Here is a 19,407-nt window from a genome sequence, read left to right on the forward strand (position 1 = left end):
GGAGGATACAGCTATGAAACAGAAAAATTTCCTGCTGATGGCAACGTTGCTAGTTGTTTCGGCGTGTACGAAGGTGGTAGCCGCAGATCAGGTGTCTACGGCGGGGAAAATCATGTTTGCCCAGAAGCTGGTGAATCAAGAGCCGGAGGGGCAGCAATGTACGATACTTATCAAAAGCGACAATGCCGAGCAGACTTATAACTTCAAGACCAATGATACGAGTTGTAACAATGATGTGCACAGTTGGTTTCGAATGGAGAATGCTCCTTCTGCGGTAATTTTCGAATTGAGGTCAGATGCGCAGCAGCTTAAGCCCGGTGAGTGCAGGCCTGACCCTGAAACGCGCTGGATCTTCAAGCTGCGCACTACAAGGCAGCCGACGACGACCGGTTGGATATCAATCCCAGGGCTCAGACTCCTCCCGAAGAATACTATTGTTGATGCCGGTGGTGTCAGGCTGGAAAGTACCCGATATGACGATGGTAACATCGAAGGCAAACTTTCGTGCGTGAAAATAGACCATTGACCCCGGAGCTGGATATGAATGCTACAACTACTGTTTCATCCAGCGCCTTCAATTTCATGAGTTACCTGTGCAACGGTGTCGATCCTCGTACCGGCTAGTACACCATGGCCACCGAACTGCCAGCCATCAAATGCAGTAACCTGCAAGGCCCGCTCAAGCGCCGGCACTCCGGCTGTGGAACGCGATGATATACGTTACAAGCCGTTGGGTGAGCAGGCGTACTTGGCGCAGCCGATAGTCATCAAGTTAATCGATGAGCACGGTAATGTGCACCCTGTTGAGTTTTCCCTAGGGTGCCAAAGGTCAGTCGGGTAATCGCAACGAAGTGGACTGGGAACGGGTGCGGCCTGAGGCTTGAATTGCATTGGCTGGTTGAAAGTTTCATTTGTCGCGTATGGAGAAAACAATGATCAAGCAGAAAATGTTCCTGCTGGTGGCTGCCTTACTGGGTGGGGTGGCTTTTACCAGTATGGTAGCAGCAGAAGATACGGGGGGGGGCTATCATATTTGCCCAGAAGCTGGAGAATGGCGAGCCGGGTGGGCAACAATGCTCGATACCTATCGTAAGAGGTGGATGGAAAAATTATAACTTTCGTTCTGATGATGTCAGTTGTGGTAACGATGTAGTGAGCTACTTTCGCGTCGAAAATGCACCCTCGGCGGTGCTTTTTGAATTGAGGTCTGACGCGCACTCAGGGCAAAGCGGCTTCTGCAAATATGATGACGACACGCGTTGGGTTTTCAGATTGCGTACAACAAGGCAAAGGACAACAACGGGTTGGATTTCAATTCCGGGGCTCAGGGACCGCCCGGAACCGGACATTGTTGATGCGGGTGGTGTCAGGTTGGAAAGCTATAAGGACGACGGTGGCAACATCGAAGGCAAACTTTCGTGCGTGAAAATTAATTATTAATTCAGGAGGTTTGGCATGAGTGCCTCAACAGCCGTTTCATCCAATGCATTCAATTTCATGAGTTACCTGCGCAACGGTGTCGATCCTCGTACCGGCCAGTACACCATGGCGATTGAACTGCCAGACATCAAATGCAATAACCTGCAAGGCCCGATATTTCCCTTGCGCCTTTTCTTCAGCCCGCTCAATCGCCGGGATTCCGGCTATGGAACGGGTTGGAACTTGCAGCTTACCCAGTTTTCTCCGAGCAGTAACGTGATCACCTTGAGCACTGGCGAAGCATTCGAGGTCGATGGTGAGGACTCTGTCACCAAGCGCCTGACCATGACTGAGCAGAAGTTGCAGAGCTTTCACCTGTATCGCCATGGCAGCAATGCCTGGCGTGTGGTTCATCGCTCGGGTCTGGTCGAAATTCTCGAGCAGCGCGGGGCTGGCGACCAGGCGCTTGCCGTACCCGTGCACATCTATTCCCCGGAAGGGCATGGCACACACCTGGATTACACCAGCTTCACCGGCAGCCCGCTGCTGCAGTACGTTCGCCAGGACGATAAGGAACCGCTGCTGCAGATCATCCGTGACGGCTCATCGGTCAGCATGCTGGGTTACCCGGATGGTGTGGGAGGGGGGCTGGCCGAATACCAGTTCGCCTTGGGGGCCGATGCACTGGTTGAGCGGATTGTCCTGCCGTCCGACCCAGACCCCAAGAAGCGAGGCAGCTGGCGGATGAAGTACGAGAAGAAAAACGACTTCTATTGCATCAACCGTGTAGAGACACCGACCAACGCTGTGGAAACGCTGCTTTACCAGGACGAAGGCCACCTGTTCCCAACGAAAAGCACGCTCAAGGCACTACCGCGCGTCACAGGCTTTAAAAGAGACCCTGGGCATGGTCAGCCAGTTGAAGATGTGCGGTATACCTACCCGAACGACCCTGACAACCCGGTAAAACACAACTTCCTCGGTTACGGCCTGAATATCGACTGGACCAAGGGCAACGCCCAGGATGCGCTCTACCAATACGTGGGCAATTACAGCTACGGTTCAGTGGAGTCGCTCTACGAGAACGAGAAAGTGGTACGCAGCATCGAGCGTCGCTTCAACCAGTTCCACTTGTCGACGCTGGAAAAGACCACGCAGGGCAAATGTGTAAGCCAGACCGTGCTGAAGTACAACCTGCCGCAAACCCCCACCGCGTTCAAGGATTTACCGCGCAATTTCCAGTTGCCAACCGAGACCAGTCGCCTCTGGTGGCTGAGCGGCACAACGCCCAATCGCCCGGCGGAGGTTGAGCGTAGCGCTTATGACAGCCAGGGTAACTTGCTGTCTCGTGTGCAAGCCAATGGCGTTGAGGAAAAGTACGTCTGGTATGCCCCTGACGAGCAGGCCGAGGGGCACCCCAAAGACCCTGAGGGCTTCATTCGGCACCTGAAGGAAAAGCATGTTATTCCGGCCCCGTCGACGGCTGGCAAGGCTGCCACCGTCATCAACCGTTATGCCTACGTGACGCTGCCAGCCTTGACCGGCGGTGATCGCCCAAGCCTCGAACCTTGGTATGTCGTGGACTACGAAACACTCGTGGAAAAAGGCAGCTCGGAAACCGAATGGCAACGCACGGTTTATGACTATGAGCGATCAACAGACAAACCCTGGAAGTTTGGCCGGGTTGTCAGCAAAGTCATGACCATGGGCGGTAAAGCCACAACCTCGACTTATGCGTACGCCTTGCTACCGTACGTAGCCAAGGGGCGGCCGAACCGCAATGTGGCGCATGTCGCCAGCCCCCGTGCAGGCGAGATGGTGCTGCAGACCAAAGAGACGTTGACCGGCTTTGACGGGCATTACAAGGACATCACCACCGAGCACTCGGTGTTGCACGACCTGCCACTGTTAAACAGCGATGATCAGGGTATCGAAATTCGTTACGAGTACAACACCTTGCGGCAAACCGTGCGCGAGATCGTGGCGCCCGAAAAAGCCTCTGAGGCCGAACGTCGCTATGCGTACCAGCTGTGTGCAGAGCTGAAGCAGCAGGCCAGCCAGGAGGCTTGGGACGTCAAAAACGTGCAAACCCGCACGCTGTTCGACGGCCTGCAGCGAGCAATCGAGGAGTATCGCCAGGACCAGGATGACCTGATGGGGCAAGGTAAAGACGAACTCCACCTGCGCTATGAGGCCAGCCACACGGTATTTGGTGAGCTCGCCAGTGAAACCGAAATCGACTGGCTGGGCAAAAAGCTGCTCAAGCTGAAAAGCACATTCGCCTACGACGACTGGGGCCAACAGTTGAGCGTGACCTCGCCGGACGGGGTCAAGACCGTTGAGCAGACCGACCCTGTCGGCAATGCGCGCTACAAGGATGGGCCAGTGCAGTATGCCTGGCGTGAGGATGCTAAGGGCAACAAGACCGGCGTTACCGAAACCTGGTTTAACTTGTTCGAAAAACCGGTACGTGTGGAGCGCTTTGATCGCGAGAACAAGCCGAACAGCCTGACCGTAAACGAATACGATGGCTTGGGGCGGTCGGCCAAGGAGACGGTCGGGTTGAGCAAGCTGCGTGTCAACGAATACCGCTACGACATCTTCGATCGCCTGGTTACCCACCAACTGCCGAGCAAGGATGTGGTCACCCGCGAGTATGCCAGCCACAGTGCTGATGACCTGCCTACGAAAATCTCGGTTGCAGGCAAGGTGCTTGGCTTGCAGACCTTCGATGGCCTTGGCCGTCGGGACAGTGAGACGACCGGTGGGCGCAAGCAGACGTTCGAATACCGGCAGGGTGAGCGCCAGCCGTGGAAGGCGACTAAGTACAAGCGCGACCCTGCCCAGTTCGACGTGATTGAATATAAGTATGAACCGGCCCTGAGTGAAGAGCCTATCGAGCGCGTCATCCATGGCAGTGAGGAAAAGCCTGCGGAATACGGGTTCGATCCGCAGAATGCTCGCCTGACCGATTTCGAGGTGCCGGGGCATGGGGTTCATCGCACTTACTTCAGTACAGGAGAAGTCGACACTGAAACCCGGACCATCGACGGCGAACTGTTTGAAATGAACTACCGCTACAGCCTGCTCGGCCGGCTGGAAAGTTATACCGATGTTCTCAAGCAGGAACAGCTTTACCGATATGACCCGTATGGCAGGCTGGAGTACACGAGCCTGGCCGGCGTCACGGCCACCTTCACGTACGATGACTTTGGCCGTACCGAATCCTATACCACCGAGGAGGGCGGGCGAAAACTGGTCACATCACTCAAGTATGACGATTTCGAGCGGGAGAGCCGCCGTACCTTCGACTTTGGCGATGTGATACAGACCTTGAGCCAGTGGTACAACGACGTGGACGGCATGAGCCAGCGCACATTGACCGAAGGACCGGAGGGTAGCGAAAAGGTACTGCGCGACGAACACTATGAGTACGATACCAGCGATCGCCTGACGGTTTATACGTGCAAGGGCAAGGATGACAACAGCATGCCGGAGCAACCGCCAGAAGACCCGTGGGGCAACAAGATTCACAGCCAGGTATTCACTTTCGATGCGTTCAACAACATCAAAACCCTGACCACGACGGACACCGACAAGAAACTGCACAGGACCCAATATCAATTCACGAATACTGCCGATCCGGCGCAGCTCACTGGCTTTGCACATGTTCCTGCAGGCGGATCACCGCAAACGTTCGCACTCAAATACGACGACTACGGCAACATGACCGATGATGCCCAGGGCCTGACGATGACCTATAACGCGTTCAACCAGCTGATGACGGCGACGCGTGACGGTGAAACTCAGCACTATAACTACGATGCCAAGGACATCTTGAGTGGCACCCTCAGCGAGTAATGCCTGATGTTCGCTCCCGGCCCCTGCAACAGGGGCCGGGGGCATTTCAGCGGTAACGCAACGTGAAATTCACCGCGCCTTTGGCTTCACCAGCCCTGACCTTTGCCGCGGTCTGTATGAAATGGGCGCCAAACTTCAAGGCCATGCTGCCAGGGCTGATCGGCAGCAAGGTTACCTCACGGTTCAGGGGCAGCGGGCTGCCATCCTCCATGACGACCTGAATGGCGATGCCGGCGTCGTTGGTAGCATCATTGCTCAGGCTCATTATTCCGTTGTCTGGATCGAGCGGGCGTGAACCACTGGTCGGGTCCAGTTCGATCGTTACCCGGGTGAGGCCTATGGGGGTGGTCTGGCAACTGGTCAGGGCGATTTCGAAGCCTGCGGTGCGGGTGGTGAACGGCGGGCCGGTGAAGTCGCTGCGTTCCCACGACCCCAGGTCTACCGGGTTGGGCTTTACCGGGTCGCCGATGATTTGGCATTGCGCTTGGACGACGGTGGCGGTTACCCGGTAGTCGAGCACTTCACCAATGCTTTCGAAGTCCTGGATGCCGCGGAACAGCAGGGTATTGACGCTGTGCGCGCCTGGCGCAATGTCGCCAGTCTTTATCAAGGTTATGTCGTTGAAGAGCACCCTGTTGACATCGACATCGAAGCCGATCGGCTTGGTCAGGCTGGTACTGAAGGGCACCAGCGTATGTCCTAGGTCCGGGACGTAGTAGTTGCCACCTGTGCCGTCAAACGGAGCTGAGAGCTTCACGCGAGCGCCGATGCCTTCGACGTTTGTCTTGAGTACGTGGCCGTCTTCGAAGGGGGGCAAAGGGTCTGGGAAAATCGGTGCCTGGGCCACGAACCTGAAGCGCATGGGCGTTGAAGGTTTACCGTCTGTGTTGCAGCTCAGCTTCAGGTTACCGCCACCATCGGCAAGGGTGAAATCGCCGGTTACTCCACCGATCACACCGCCTAACGGTGCATCCTTGGCGATGTGAAGCGTATTGAGATTACGCGTGAACACCATGGGTATGGGGCCTGTGCCGCTCCATTTGCAGTAATTGTTCGGGTCTGCGAGGGCTAGCTCGGGGGCTGCGAGCAGGCCAAGGCACAGGGTATGACGAAGAAGTTTCATGGGCGCGGTCCTGGCGCTACGTGGCGAACGGGTTCACCACGTAGCGTGTTGCGAGATGGGGGTCAAAGGCACGTCAGTGTCTGCAGGCGGTAGCCTTGGGCTTCAGGCATGGCCTGAGGGGCCAGGTGCACGCTGCATTGGGCGGCAACCTCGTCGCCCCAGTGTGCGGTGAGCTGTTGTGCCTCCAGGCTGGTCGTCAGGATGACTTGGCCGGCCTGGCCAACCATGCCCAGCACTTCACCCGAGGCGTCTGCCAGGTGGGCACCGAATGGCAGGGGGTGGCCATTGGGCAGCAAGGTCGTGAGCACCAGGCGGTTTACCCGTCGGGCCTGGAATGTGGCTTTTACCACTGCGCCACGGCGCGGTACCACCTGGGCGGTGCCGTTGTCTATTTCCACGTCTGGTCCGAGGCGGTCGGTGTTCAGCACCAGCGAATTGCTCTTGTAGGGGCGCAGGTAGGGGAGCAACGCATAACCTTTGGCGTTGGTGCGCACGGCTGTCGTGTTCTGCAAGCCCACGTCGGCGATGCCAGGCACCTCCACCAGGGCCATGGTTTCACCCAGGTAAGGGCCGGCCTCGATGCCGTCCGCATGCACCAGCAAGGCGCCGTTGGCGTGCAGTGACAGGCTGTGGTAGTCCTCGCCTTTGCTCAGCCCGGCACCCAGGGTGGCGTGTGCCGCCTGGTAGCCGGTGCCGACCGTGAAGTCGTGCTGCTGGCGTTCGTTGCGGCTGGCGCTGAGGTTATAGCTCAATTGCTCGTTGTAGCTGCCGGTCAGGCTGGCTTGCTGTCGGGAGCCGTTGCGCGTGTGCTGGGTGTTCATGCTCATGTTGCTGCTGCGGCCGAATGCCAGCGGGAATGACAGGCTTAGGCCGACCTGGCGGTCCTTGCCGTAGCCGTTGTCCTGCAGTGACTGCGAGGCATACAGGTGGTAGCTGACACCGCGGTGCGAGGTGCTGAGGTTGACCTGGAACTGGCGCTCCACATCCTGACGTTGCCAGTAGTCCTGCTGCGTCAGGTTCAGGCTCACCGAGCTGCGCTCGCCAAACGTCTGATACAGCGAAGCTTCGAGACGACGGCGTTGGCCGCCGCGAAACTGCTGGTCGTGGCTGCGTTGGCGTACCCACTGCTCGAAGTCGCGGTAACCTTCGGTGGAATAACGGTAGCCGGCGAAGCGCAGGTTGGTGCCGATGCCGAAGGTCTTGCTGTACTTGAACGAGTAGCTCATGCCGTCGAGGTCGCGGGCCTGTGGGCTGGCAAACGCACTGTTCGAGTGGGTCACGTCGAATGACACTGCCCCCAGGCTGCCCAGGTCGCGTGCAATACCCAACGCTTCGGCACGGTAGCCTTGGCTGGCCATCAGGCCGCCATACAGGGTGGTGTTCCAGGCGGTGCCCAGCGCCAGGGTGCCTTGCCACAACTGCGGCGTCTGCAGGTCGCCAGTGGGGTTGTAGCGCCCTGCAGTGGTGCTGTAGCGGGCCACGCCTGGGCGCAGCAGGTTGCCGATGTTGGCATACGGCTGAATGAAGCGGCGGACCTGGCCATCGGCTTCGGTCAGGACCACTTCCAGTTCGCCGGTGCCGCCGACGGCCAGGTCATCGATGGCATAGGGGCCTGGGCTGACATAAGTGGAATAGAGCGGGTAGCCGTTCTGCCAGATATCCAGCTTGGCCCGTGTCTGGGCCACGCCGCGGATGGTCGGCGCATAGCTGCGATGGGTGTCGGGCAGCATGTCGAAGTCCGAAGCCAGGCGCACCCCGGTAACCGGTATGCCGCGAAATACATCGCTGTCGGTGAATGTTTCGCCGATTGTCAGGTTACCCCAGGTGCCGGGCAGGTCAGTTTGCGCATAGGTGTAGGCACGGGTCCATTCGCGGTGGCCCTGGCTGTCCTGGCGCCACGTCTGGCTGCTGCGCAGGCGCCAATCGGCCAGGTTCACGCCACTGTTCAGGTACAGGTCGTGGCTGTCGAAACGCCCCTGCCCGCGGTTCTGGCCCTGCAGGGTCGAGGCCTGGTAGTTGACGAATGCGGCGGTGATGCCACTGTCCCACAGCGCTGGGTCCACTTGCCCGCGGATGTCACGGCGCAGGGCAATCTGTGGGATCGATACCGCCAGCCGCAGCCGGCTACCGTCAAAGTCCACGCGGGCGCCAGGGACCACGGCAGGCAGGTCGAGGCAAGGCTGTTCGAGCAGGGCAGGGTCCGGCAAGCCATCAAGGCGCAGGCCCAGTTCACCGAGCAATGTCGGCGACAGACAAGGCTGCAATTGCTTGCCGTTGCTGTCGAGCTCGAAGGCGATCTCGCGCTGGCCCACGTACTCGAAATTGACCGACAGCTCGACCCGGTAAGTGCCAGGTACAAGGTCAACCGTGCTCGCCAGTTGGCTCAGGGCCAGTTGTGCGCTGTTTGCCGGTTGGTCCGGGTGCTGGAACATGAAGCCGGCCTGGAATTCGATTTCGCCAGATGCTTCCGGCTCGGCGTAGGCCGCTGCCGCCGGCAGGGCGGCCAGCAGCAGGCAAGCGCGGCGCAAGCGATGGCGGCCACGGCAAAGGGGGAAATTGGGCATACGGGTGCTCCTGGAGCGTGCCGGTCGGTGTCAGGGCGCGTCGAGTACAGGCAGGGTCAAGGGATCGCTGGTGCCGCCGTAGTCGTTGATGACGCTGACGAGCACCTGCTTGGCCGCGACCGGCAGCGGGAACAGTTGTTCACTGAAAGGGGCAAGCATGTCGGCGTTGGCCAGCGGGCGGGCTTGCTTGCCATTGACCGCCTCCAGGCGGTTGAAGGTGTAGTGGTAGGGCGTGGGGTTGTGGATGCGCAGATGGGGTACACCAGCAACCTGGACCTTGCGGGCTTGCAGTTCTTTCAGTTGCCGCACAGGGTCGCCACTGACCTGGTTGGGTCGGTAGAACAGCTTGATACGCGTGCGCAGGGCAATGTTGAGGGCGTTGCGCTGTTCACCGACCGCCTGGGGGATTTCCTGCAGGTTGAAGAAGAACAGGGATTCGCGGTCTTGTGGCAGGTCGTTGGGCAAGCCACTGATCTGCACCGATTGCTCTCTGCCAGCGGTCAGCTTGAACAAGCCCGGGGCGGTCATGAACGGTACTGCCGTGGTGCTGTCATCGGCTTCGGTGTTGACCCAGGCCTGTGCGGCATAGGGGCGCTTGCCAGGGTTGGCGATGACCACCGAAGTACTGCGCTGGTGGCCTTCGTAGACAATGCGGGTAGTGCTGATGGTAAGGGCGGCGTGGGCACTGTCGAGCATGCAGGCCAGAAGCAGCAGGCAACCGCCCAACAACGTGGAAGTGCGGGTGACGGGAAACATGGGAGTGACCTAGAGAATAAGCTGGGGAGTCCAGGTGCACGAAGGCACCTGGAGGAACATCAAGGCAGCGTGACCATGAAGTTCACATCGGCATTGGCAACACCCTCGGTCACCGCACCGGTGCTCACGTAGGAGGCGAAGAACTTCAACTCCGTTACGCCGGTGGATGCCACGTCGTACTCCTTGGATTCGGTGCGCGGAGCAATCGTGGTGTAGCCGTCATCCTTGATCTCCAGGGCGAGGCCACCCGCACCACCCGTGCGAACGGCGTAGTACTCACCAGCCGGGCCAGCATCGCCGTGGTGTGAGTCGAAGGTCACCTTGGATTTGTAACCCGCTGGAATCGTGCAGGTGGGATCGTCGGCATCCACGCGCAGGGCGAATGCGATGTCTGGTGTAGAAGTGTTCTTGGCGAAATACTTGACTGGCCAGTTTTCCAGCTCTACCGCGCCAATTGGGCCAGCGCCCGGTACGACGATTTCAATTGGGCAGGTTCCGCCGCCGTTGATATTGCCCTTGAAGAGAATTTGACCGCGTTCATCGGCAAAGGCGGTGCTGCTTGCCAAGCCCAGGGCAAGCACCATCAGAGTTTTTTTCATTGTTCAATCCGTACGTTGAAAGGTTGGCTGGTTGCGTGCAGGGCACGCAGCATTTCAGGTTGCCGAGGCATCCTTGAAACGAGCACAGCGTACGGACAGGGGGGGTGCAGCGGATGTAGGCCACGGTGGAAAAGGCAGGTTGAAAATTCGGCAGGTGCCTGGCCAGCGGATGGCCAGGTGCCAGGCAGATCAATGGCGGGACGTTGGGCCTGCCGGGTTCAGCAACTGCTTTTCAGCGTGCCAGTCGAATGGCTCACCGTTCTGCTCGGCCTCGTAGCGGCGCTCTTCCAGTTGCTGGTACACATCCAGCTCCTCGTCAGGCATGTAGTGCAAGCAGTCGCCCGCGAAGAACCACAACAGGTCGCGCGGTACCAGGTGGGCGATTTGCGGGTAGCGCTGGATCACCTGGCAGATCAGGTCCTGGCCCAGGTATTGGCTTGCCAGCGGATCTTGCGGCAGCAAAGTCAGCAGCTCGTCGAAGCGTTCGAGGAACAGGGCGTGGCTTTCCTCCGGTACCTGCTCGGCTTCACCCAGGGCCACCAGAATGGTGCGCAGGTGGTTCAGCAGGTGCAGGTGGTATTCCAAGTGGGGGTTGGCCATGGGGGCGGTCCTCGGGGTGGTTGAAACGGGGGCGGAGTATACGCCGGTTGGGGGCGGGTAGGGGAAGGCAGTGGCCTGCATCGTGCCGGCCTCTTCGCGGGTGAACCCGCTCCCGCAGGGATAGCATCAGCCTCAGACCTACGCGGTACCTGTAGGAGCTGGCTTGCCTGCGAAGGGCCGCAAAGCGGCCCCGGCGATCTCGGATCAGGATGCGGAATATGCCTGCCTGTACCGGCCTCTTCGCGGGCTCGCCCGCTCCCACAGTGATAACACAACATTCCTGGCCTGCGCTGCTGTACCGGGTCGCGTCTGGCAATCAGCAGATCAGCGCACCTTGCCCTGCTCAGGCAGCAACTGCTGCTTGTCGAAGGCATCCACATCGATCACCACCCGGCGCGCCTGTTCCGCCGCCTGCAGCCGTTGTCCTTCACCGGGTTGCAATACACCACTCTCGACAGCCGCATCGATCATCGACTGCCCGGGTGCCGGCCGTACCTTGCCCTCCTTGAGCGCCTGATGCAGTGCCTTGTGTAGCGGCACAGCCTCGTCCAGCAAGTCGCAGGCCCGTTGCAACGCCGCCACCGGGTCACCATCAGCCTGTGGCCGGAAGCAACCCGCAAGCAACTCTTCCAGTGCCGGGTCACCCTTGTTGCGGCCAATCAATGCCGCCACCTCGGCATCCAGTTCATCGCTCGGCCCGGTATGGCGGCGGCCGAAGGGGAACACCAGCACGCGCAGCGCACAGCCGACAAAACGGTTGGGGAAGTTGTCGAGCAGCCGGTCCAGGGCCTTTTCCGCCTGGCCCAGGCTTTCTTCCATGGCCCAGCGCAACAGCGGTTGCATGTGCTCCGGCGAGCCGAGGTCGTGGTAGCGCTTGAGCGCAGCGCTGGACAGGTACAGGTAGCTGAGCACATCACCCAGCCGGGCACTCAGGCGCTCGCGGCGCTTGAGGGCACCGCCCAGCAGCATCATCGACAGGTCAGCCAAAAGGGCGAAGGCTGACGTCTGGCGGTTGAGCGCACGGAAGTAGCCTTGGCTTAACGCGTCACCCGGCACGCTTTCCAGGCGGCCTAACCCCAGGTTGAACACCAGCGTGCTCGCCGCGTTGCCAGCGGCGAACATGATGTGCTTCATCAGCAGGTCGTCGAACTCGCGCAGCGCCTGGTCGCGATCTTCGCGGCCTGCCAGGGCCATCTCCTTGAGCACGAACGGGTGGCAGCGGATGGCGCCCTGGCCGAAGATCATCAGGTTGCGCGAGAGGATGTTCGCGCCCTCGACGGTGATGAAGATCGGCGCCCCTTGCCAGTTGCGGCCCAGGTAGTTGTTCGGGCCCATGATGATGCCCTTGCCGCCATGCACGTCCATGGCGTGCTGGATGCATTCGCGGCCGCGTTCGGTGAGGTGATACTTGAGGATCGCCGACAGCACCGAGGGTTTTTCGCCCAGGTCCACGGCCTTGGCCGTTAGCAGGCGGGCGCTGTCCATCAGCCAGGCGTTGCCGCCGATGCGTGCCAGCGATTCCTGAATGCCTTCGAAGTCCGCCAGCGGCACATTGAACTGCTCGCGGATGTTGGCGTACTGGCCGGTGACCAGGCTGGTGTACTTGGCGGCGCCGGTGCCTACGGCGGGCAGTGAGATGGAGCGGCCCACCGACAGGCAGTTCATCAGCATCATCCAGCCCTTGCCGAGCATGGCCTGGCCGCCGATGAGGAAGTCCAACGGCACGAACACGTCCTTGCCGCTGTTTGGCCCGTTCATGAAGGCGGCGCCCAGCGGCAGGTGGCGTTTGCCGATGTCCACGCCGGGGGTGTCGGTGGGTATCAACGCAAGGCTGATGCCCAGCTCTTCCTGATCGCCCAGCAGGTGGTCAGGGTCGTAGGCCTTGAACGCCAGCCCCAGCAGCGTGGCGATGGGGCCCAGGGTGATGTAGCGTTTTTCCCAGTTAAGCCGAAGGCCGATCACTTCCTCGCCCTGCCATTGGCCTTTGCAGATGACCCCAGTGTCAGGCATGGCCCCTGCATCGGAGCCGGCCAACGGGCCGGTTAGCGCGAAACATGGGATTTCATCGCCGCGGGCCAGGCGCGGCAGGTAATGGTTGCGTTGTTCGTCGGTGCCATAGTGCAGCAGCAGTTCAGCCGGGCCGAGCGAGTTGGGCACCATCACCGTAGAGGCAAGATCGCCGCTACGGGTGGCCAGCTTCATCGCGACCTGGGAGTGGGCGTAGGCCGAAAAGCCCTTGCCGCCGTATTCCTTGGGAATGATCAGCGCGAAGAAGCCATTGTCCTTGATATGCGCCCAGGCTTCCGGCGGCAGGTCCATGTCCTGGCCGATCTGCCAGTCGCTGACCATGGTGCACAGCGCTTCTGTCGGGCCATCGATGAAGGTTTGTTCTTCTTCGGTCAGCTTCGGCGCCGGGTAGTCGAGCAGGATGCGCCAGTCGGGGCGGCCACTGAACAGTTCGCCATCCCACCACACGGTGCCGGCGTCGATCGCTTCGCGCTCGGTTTGGGACATCGGCGGCAGGGTACGCTGGAACCACTGGAATACCGGGGCTGTAAATACCTTGCGGCGCCACTCCGGCAGCGCCACCAGGGCGATTTTCAGCGCAAGTACCAGCCATATCAGGGCCAGCAACCAGCCAGGGGCGCTGCTGAAAATGCCCATCAGCAGCACGTAGGCCGCCATGATGCCGAGAATCTGCAAGGGCGCCAGGCGCCGGTGCGTAAGGTATGCCGCGCCGATCACCAGCATTACCAACCACAACAGCAACATAATCGGTCCTCCTTGGAACCAGGGGGGGGCTTGAGCCGTCCCGGATAGCTTAGACGCAACGCCGGGAACGGCAGGGTCAGAACAGTGACAGGGTGTGGCGGTGGGAGTTTCAGTCTGTTGTTTGCCTGTACCGGCCCTTTCGCGGGTAAACCCGCTCCCACAGGGGATCGCGAACCTGCTGTAGGAGCGGGTTTACCCGCGAAAGGGCCGGTACAGGCAACAAAACTCTGGAGTAGACTGTCAGCCCTCCGCATTCATAAGGACGTTGCCATGCTGAAGATCTGGGGCCGCAAGAATTCGAGCAATGTGCGCAAGGCGCTGTGGATCGCCCACGAACTGGGCCTGGACTTCGAGTCCATCGACGCCGGTGGCGCCTTCGGCGTGGTCAACGAGCCGCACTACCGCGCCCGCAACCCCAACGGCCTGGTGCCGATGCTGGAGGACGGCGACCTGACCTTGTGGGAGTCCAACACCATCGTCCGCTACCTGTGTGCCGAATACGGCGCTGAACAGGGCTGGTACCTGGAAGACCCGCGTCAGCGTGCCCTGGCCGACAAGTGGATGGACTGGACCACCTCATCCTTCGCCACGCCGTTCCGCCCGCTGTTCTGGGGCCTGCTGCGCACCCCGGAAGACCAGCGCGATTGGGTGGCGATCAACGCCGCGCACAAGCAGTGCGCCCAGCTGCTGGCCATTGCCGACGAAACCCTGGCCAAACAGCCGTATCTTTCCGGTGACCAGATCGGCATGGGCGACATCCCACTGGGTAGCTTCGTCTATGCCTGGTTCGAAATGCCCATCGAGCGCCCGGCCATGCACCACCTGGAGGCCTGGTACGAACGCCTGAAGGCGCGCCCGGCCTACCAGGCTGCGGTGATGACTGCGCTGACCTGATCGAACACCACGGCTGTTTCGATAGTCACTATCAATACACATGACTGTACTTGTGCGGCCAGGCCAAGCACCATTGGCCGCACTCACTGCGCCAGTGATTTTGCCTGGCGTGTCCTGCACCTTTTTCTTCGGTAAGTGACCCGCTATGAGTTCCGCCCTGTCCATCCGACAGCTGACCAAGACCTACGGCAACGGCTTCCAGGCCCTCAAGGGCATCGATCTCGATGTCGCCGAAGGCGACTTCTTCGCCTTGCTCGGCCCCAATGGCGCCGGTAAATCCACCACCATCGGCATCCTTTCCACCCTGGTGAACAAGACCAGCGGCACGGTCAGCGTGTTCGGCCACGACCTGGACCGCGAGCCCTCGGCGCTCAAGCGCTGCCTGGGCGTGGTGCCGCAGGAATTCAATTTCAACCAGTTCGAGAAGTGCTTCGACATCGTCGTGACCCAGGCCGGGTACTACGGTATCCCGCCGAAGATCGCCAAGGCCCGCGCTGAACAGTACCTGACCCAGTTGGGCCTGTGGGACAAGCGCGACGTGCCATCGCGTTCGCTGTCCGGCGGCATGAAGCGCCGGCTGATGATTGCCCGTGCGCTCATCCACGAGCCGCGCCTGCTGATCCTCGACGAGCCCACTGCCGGGGTGGACATCGAGTTGCGCCGTTCGATGTGGAGCTTCCTCACCGAGCTGAACCAGAAAGGCATCACCATCATCCTCACCACCCACTACCTGGAAGAGGCTGAGCAGCTGTGCCGTAACATCGGCATCATCGACCACGGCACCATCGTCGAGAACACCAGCATGCGCCAGTTGCTGGGCAAGCTGCATGTCGAAACCTTCGTCCTCGACATCAAGCAGGACCTGGCCACGGCGCCGGTATTGCAGGGTTACCCGTGCCGGCTGCTGACCCCGCACACCCTTGAAGTGCAGGTGGACAAGGACATCGGTATCACCGCGCTGTTCGGCCAGCTGGCGCTGCAGAACATCGAAGTGCAGAGCCTGCGCAACAAGACCAACCGACTCGAGGAGCTGTTCGTGTCCCTGGTGGAAAAAAACCTGTCGAAGGTGGCCGTATGAGTGTGGAACTGCGCACCAACTGGGTCGCCCTGAACACCATCGTCTACCGCGAAGTGCGGCGCTTCTTGCGCATCTGGCCGCAGACCTTGCTGCCGCCGGCCATCACCATGGTCCTGTACTTCGTCATCTTCGGTAACCTGATCGGCCGGCAGATCGGCGACATGGGCGGCTTCACTTACATGCAGTACATCGTGCCGGGGCTGATCATGATGTCGGTGATCACCAACTCGTACGGCAACGTGGTATCGAGCTTCTTCGGCAGCAAGTTCCAGCGTTCGATCGAAGAGCTGATGGTGTCGCCGGTATCGCCGCACACCATCCTCGTCGGCTATGTGCTGGGTGGCGTGCTGCGCGGCCTGGCGGTGGGGGTGATCGTGACCATCCTGTCGATGTTCTTCACCGACCTGCAGGTGCACCACCTGGGCGTGACCGTGATCGTGGTGCTGCTGACCGCGACCATCTTCTCGCTGCTGGGCTTCGTCAACGCAGTGTTCGCACGCAACTTCGATGACATCTCGATCATCCCGACCTTCGTGCTGACGCCGCTGACCTACCTGGGCGGGGTGTTCTATTCGATCAACCTGCTGCCGCCGTTCTGGCAGACCGTGTCGCTGGCCAACCCGGTGCTGCACATGGTCAACTCGTTCCGCTACGGCATTCTAGGGGTGTCGGATATCAGCATTGGTACGGCGATCACCTTCATGGTGGTGGCCACTGCCGTGCTCTACACCCTGTGTGTTCGCCTGCTGGTCAGCGGCCGCGGCATGCGCGCCTGAGGCCTTGCACCGGCATAGGCGGCGACGCCATTGCCGGCCCACCCACCAGCGCCAGTACAGCATGGTGGCGAAGTAGCCCACGATGCCCAGCACTACGCCGCACACCACCGAGCCGAGCAGGAAGGGTTGCCACAGCGTCGCCAGCTGGTCGGTGATCCATTCGAAGGTCAGCTCATCGGGCAGGGTGCGTGGCGGCACCTGCATCAGCCAGGCACCGGTCATGTAGGTGACGAAGAACACTGGCGGCATGGTCAGCGGGTTGGTCAGCCACACCAGGCTGACCGCAATCGGCAGGTTGCCGCGCACCGGAATGGCCAGCGCGGCGGCCAGCAGCATCTGTGCCGGCATCGGGATCAGCGCCGCGAACAGGCCCACGCCCATGGCCCGTGCCACCGAATGGCGGTTCAGGTGCCAGAGGTTCGGGTCATGCAGCAACTTGCCGAAAAAACGTAAGGACTTGTGTTCCCGAATAGTGGTCGGGTCCGGCATGTAGCGTTTGAACATTCGGCGCGGCATGTAGGCTCCCGGAGCGTTGATCCGGGCAGTATGCCCTTATTCCCGCTCAGCCTCGTTTAGAGTTTGTGACAATTGTTGAGCAAGTGCTGCCGGCAATTGGGCTATGCCTCAGAGGGTGATTTGCCTTCTGGAGCTCTACCTCATGCGCACAAGGATGTTTGCGCTCGCGCTCGGGCTACTGTGCCTGGGCTTTCTCCCCGCATTGCCATCGGTCGGATGGCTGCTACTGCTGGCGGTGCTGGCTGTCGGTTGCCTGTTTGCTCGCGTGTGGGCACTGGGCTGTTTTGTGTTGGGCTTGTGTTGGGCCTGTTGGTCGGCGCAGCAGGCGCTGGATGATCGCTTGGCCCCTGTGCTTGATGGCCGTACGGTGTGGCTGGAGGGCAGGGTGGTCGGCTTGCCGGCGCGCACTGCGCAAGGTGTGCGCTTCGAACTGGAAGCAGCCCACTCGCGGCGCGCCGAACTGCCGCAGCGCCTGCAATTGAGCTGGTTCGGCGGGCCGCCGCTGCGTGCCGGCGAGCAATGGCGGCTGGCAGTGACCTTGCAGCGCCCGACCGGGTTGCTCAACCCGCACGGGCCGGACCAAGAGGCGCAACTGCTGGCGCGGCGGGTGGGTGGCACAGGCACGGTCAAGGCCGGGCAACTGCTGGCACCGGTAGCTGGCGGTTGGCGCGACACCCTTCGCCAGCGCCTGCTGGCCGTCGAGGCCTATGGCCGGCAAGCGGCGCTGGTGGCATTGGTGCTCGGCGACGGCGCGGGTCTGGCCAGGCAGGACTGGCAAACGCTACAGGCCACCGGCACGGTGCACCTGCTGGTGATCTCGGGCCAGCACATCGGCCTGGTGGCCGGTTTGCTCTATGGCCTGGTCGCCGGGTTGGCGCGCTGGGGGCTGTGGCCCACACGGCTGCCGTGGTTGCCATGGGCGTGTGGGCTGGCCATGGCGGCGGCGCTGGCCTATGGCTGGCTGGCCGGTGGTGGGGTGCCGGTGCAGCGCGCCTGCCTGATGCTGGCCGTGGTGCTGCTCTGGCGCCTGCGCTTTCGCCATCTTGGCGCTTTCCTTCCCATGCTGCTGGCGCTGGTTGCCGTGTTGCTGGTCGAACCGTTGGCGGCATTGCTACCCGGGTTCTGGCTGTCGTTTGCCGCCGTGGCCACGCTCATCTATTGCTTCAGTGCCCGTTTGGGCGGCTGGCGGCCCTGGCAAGCCTGGACCCGGGCGCAATGGGTAATTGCCATCGGCTTGCTGCCGGTGCTGCTGGCTACAGGCCTGCCGGTGAGCCTGAGTGCGCCGTTGGCCAACCTGGTGGCGGTGCCGTGGATCAGTCTGGCGGTGTTGCCGTTGGCGCTATTGGGCACGTTGCTACTGCCACTGGGCGGGGCAGGGGAGGCGCTGTTGTGGCTGGCGGGAGGGCTGCTGGATATGCTGTTCCGCGGGCTGGCGCTGGTGGCTCAGCAGCGTCCGGCATGGGTGCCGCCAGCCTTGCCGTTGTGGGCCTGGTTGCTGGTCTGCTGGGGGCTTTGCTGCTGTTGCTGCCCCGTGGCGTGCCGCTGCGTGGGTTGGGCGGGGTGATGCTATTGGCCCTCTGGGTACCCCGGGAGCCGGTGCCGTTCGGCCAGGTCGAGGTCTGGCAACTGGACGTTGGCCAAGGGTTGGCGGTGCTGTTGCGTACCCGCCATCACAACCTGTTGTACGACGCCGGGCCGGCCAGGGGCGATAGCGACCTGGGCGAGCGGGTGGTGCTGCCGACCTTGCGCAAGTTGGGGGTGGGCAGCCTGGACCTGATGCTGGTCAGCCATGCGCATGCCGACCATGCGGGTGGTGCTGCGGCAGTCATGCGTGGCTTGTCGGTCGGGCGGGTAATCGGTGGGGAAACGCTGGACGATGTCCAGTTGCAGCCTTGTGCCAGTGGCGAGCATTGGGACTGGGATGGTGTGCGTTTTTCGCTGTGGCGCTGGGCCCATGGGCAGAGCAGTAATGACCGCTCTTGTGTACTGCTGGTCGAGGCGCAGGGCGAGCGGTTGTTGCTGGCGGGTGATATGGAAGCCGGCGCCGAACGGGCCTGGCTGGCAGCCACCGAAGTGCCACGTATCGACTGGCTGCAGGCGCCGCACCATGGTAGCCGCAGTTCTTCCAGCGAGGCCTTCATCCGCGCCGCGGCGCCGCGCGGGGTGCTGGTTTCGAGGGGGCGCAACAACAGCTTCGGGCACCCGCATGCGCAGGTGGTCGAGCGCTATCGGCGGCATAGGGTGGTGATGCATGACACGGCGGTGGAGGGGGCGTTGCGGTTAGTGCTGGGTGGGCAAGGGGAGGTGGAGAGTGTGCGCCGGCAGCGGCGGTTCTGGCGTGATGTCGTTGGTGGCTGAGCTGGCCCTTTCGCGGGTGAAAAACCACCCAAAAATTCAATAAAAAAAATTTGGTTGACGGTTTAACCGACAAACAAACAGAACAACCCCC

General features: G+C 61.2%; 13 protein-coding genes and 1 pseudogene. 7 read left to right on the top strand and 7 right to left on the bottom strand.

What is annotated here, in order from left to right; all coding sequences use genetic code 11:
- Positions 1–13 precede the first annotated feature (13 nt).
- The 3 genes from ABE456_RS18260 to ABE456_RS18270 all read left to right on the top strand — a co-directional run bounded on the left by ABE456_RS18260 (position 14) and on the right by ABE456_RS18270 (position 5,280).
- Positions 14–526 (top strand): hypothetical protein, encoded by a 513-nt coding sequence (locus ABE456_RS18260; protein ID WP_346645151.1) that lies wholly within the window; start codon positions 14–16, stop codon positions 524–526.
- A gap of 406 nt (positions 527–932) precedes the next feature.
- Positions 933–1,115, top strand: coding sequence for a hypothetical protein (locus tag ABE456_RS18265; RefSeq protein ID WP_346645152.1), 183 nt, complete (start codon positions 933–935; stop codon positions 1,113–1,115).
- A gap of 340 nt (positions 1,116–1,455) precedes the next feature.
- Positions 1,456–5,280: a sugar-binding protein gene (locus tag ABE456_RS18270; protein ID WP_346645153.1), complete on the top strand. Its 3,825-nt coding sequence runs from the start codon at positions 1,456–1,458 to the stop codon at positions 5,278–5,280.
- A gap of 46 nt (positions 5,281–5,326) precedes the next feature.
- On the opposite strand, the gene ABE456_RS18275 is transcribed toward ABE456_RS18270, so the two are convergent.
- The 6 genes from ABE456_RS18275 to ABE456_RS18300 all read right to left on the bottom strand — a co-directional run bounded on the left by ABE456_RS18275 (position 5,327) and on the right by ABE456_RS18300 (position 13,694).
- Positions 5,327–6,403, bottom strand: coding sequence for a fimbrial protein (locus tag ABE456_RS18275; RefSeq protein WP_346645154.1), 1,077 nt, complete (start codon positions 6,401–6,403; stop codon positions 5,327–5,329).
- 62 nt (positions 6,404–6,465) lie between these two features.
- Positions 6,466–8,967 carry a fimbria/pilus outer membrane usher protein gene (locus ABE456_RS18280; RefSeq protein ID WP_346645155.1) on the bottom strand — a complete coding sequence of 834 codons (2,502 nt, stop codon included), beginning with the start codon at positions 8,965–8,967 and terminating at the stop codon, positions 6,466–6,468.
- A 30-nt stretch (positions 8,968–8,997) separates the two neighbouring features.
- A complete protein-coding gene (locus ABE456_RS18285) occupies positions 8,998–9,723 on the bottom strand; it encodes a molecular chaperone (protein WP_346645156.1) in 726 nt (241 codons plus the stop codon).
- A 59-nt stretch (positions 9,724–9,782) separates the two neighbouring features.
- Positions 9,783–10,322 (bottom strand): fimbrial protein, encoded by a 540-nt coding sequence (locus ABE456_RS18290; RefSeq protein WP_346645157.1) that lies wholly within the window; start codon positions 10,320–10,322, stop codon positions 9,783–9,785.
- A gap of 189 nt (positions 10,323–10,511) precedes the next feature.
- A complete protein-coding gene (locus ABE456_RS18295; RefSeq protein ID WP_346645158.1) occupies positions 10,512–10,922 on the bottom strand; it encodes a PA2817 family protein in 411 nt (136 codons plus the stop codon).
- A gap of 324 nt (positions 10,923–11,246) precedes the next feature.
- Positions 11,247–13,694 carry an acyl-CoA dehydrogenase gene (locus ABE456_RS18300; RefSeq protein WP_346645159.1) on the bottom strand — a complete coding sequence of 816 codons (2,448 nt, stop codon included), beginning with the start codon at positions 13,692–13,694 and terminating at the stop codon, positions 11,247–11,249.
- 270 nt (positions 13,695–13,964) lie between these two features.
- Here ABE456_RS18300 and ABE456_RS18305 point away from each other — a divergent pair, with 270 nt between their 5' ends.
- From ABE456_RS18305 to ABE456_RS18315, 3 genes are all read left to right on the top strand, one after another.
- On the top strand, positions 13,965–14,588 hold the full coding sequence (locus tag ABE456_RS18305) for a glutathione S-transferase (RefSeq protein WP_346645160.1): 624 nt from the start codon (positions 13,965–13,967) through the stop codon (positions 14,586–14,588).
- A 145-nt stretch (positions 14,589–14,733) separates the two neighbouring features.
- Positions 14,734–15,666 (top strand): ABC transporter ATP-binding protein, encoded by a 933-nt coding sequence (locus ABE456_RS18310; protein ID WP_346645161.1) that lies wholly within the window; start codon positions 14,734–14,736, stop codon positions 15,664–15,666.
- Positions 15,663–16,442, top strand: coding sequence for an ABC transporter permease (locus ABE456_RS18315; RefSeq protein ID WP_346645162.1), 780 nt, complete (start codon positions 15,663–15,665; stop codon positions 16,440–16,442). Before ABE456_RS18310 ends, ABE456_RS18315 begins: the two co-directional genes overlap by 4 nt.
- On the opposite strand, the gene ABE456_RS18320 is transcribed toward ABE456_RS18315, so the two are convergent.
- A complete protein-coding gene (locus tag ABE456_RS18320) occupies positions 16,326–16,958 on the bottom strand; it encodes a DUF2062 domain-containing protein (RefSeq protein ID WP_346645163.1) in 633 nt (210 codons plus the stop codon). The two genes, ABE456_RS18315 and ABE456_RS18320, sit on opposite strands and share 117 nt — an antisense overlap.
- Positions 16,959–17,100: 142 nt before the next feature.
- Here ABE456_RS18320 and ABE456_RS18325 point away from each other — a divergent pair.
- Positions 17,101–19,316 (top strand): annotated as a pseudogene (locus ABE456_RS18325) (DNA internalization-related competence protein ComEC/Rec2).
- The last annotated feature ends 91 nt before the right edge of the window (positions 19,317–19,407 follow it).

The sequence above is a fragment of the Pseudomonas sp. TWI929 genome (assembly GCF_039673335.1).
Lineage (GTDB): Bacteria > Pseudomonadota > Gammaproteobacteria > Pseudomonadales > Pseudomonadaceae > Aquipseudomonas.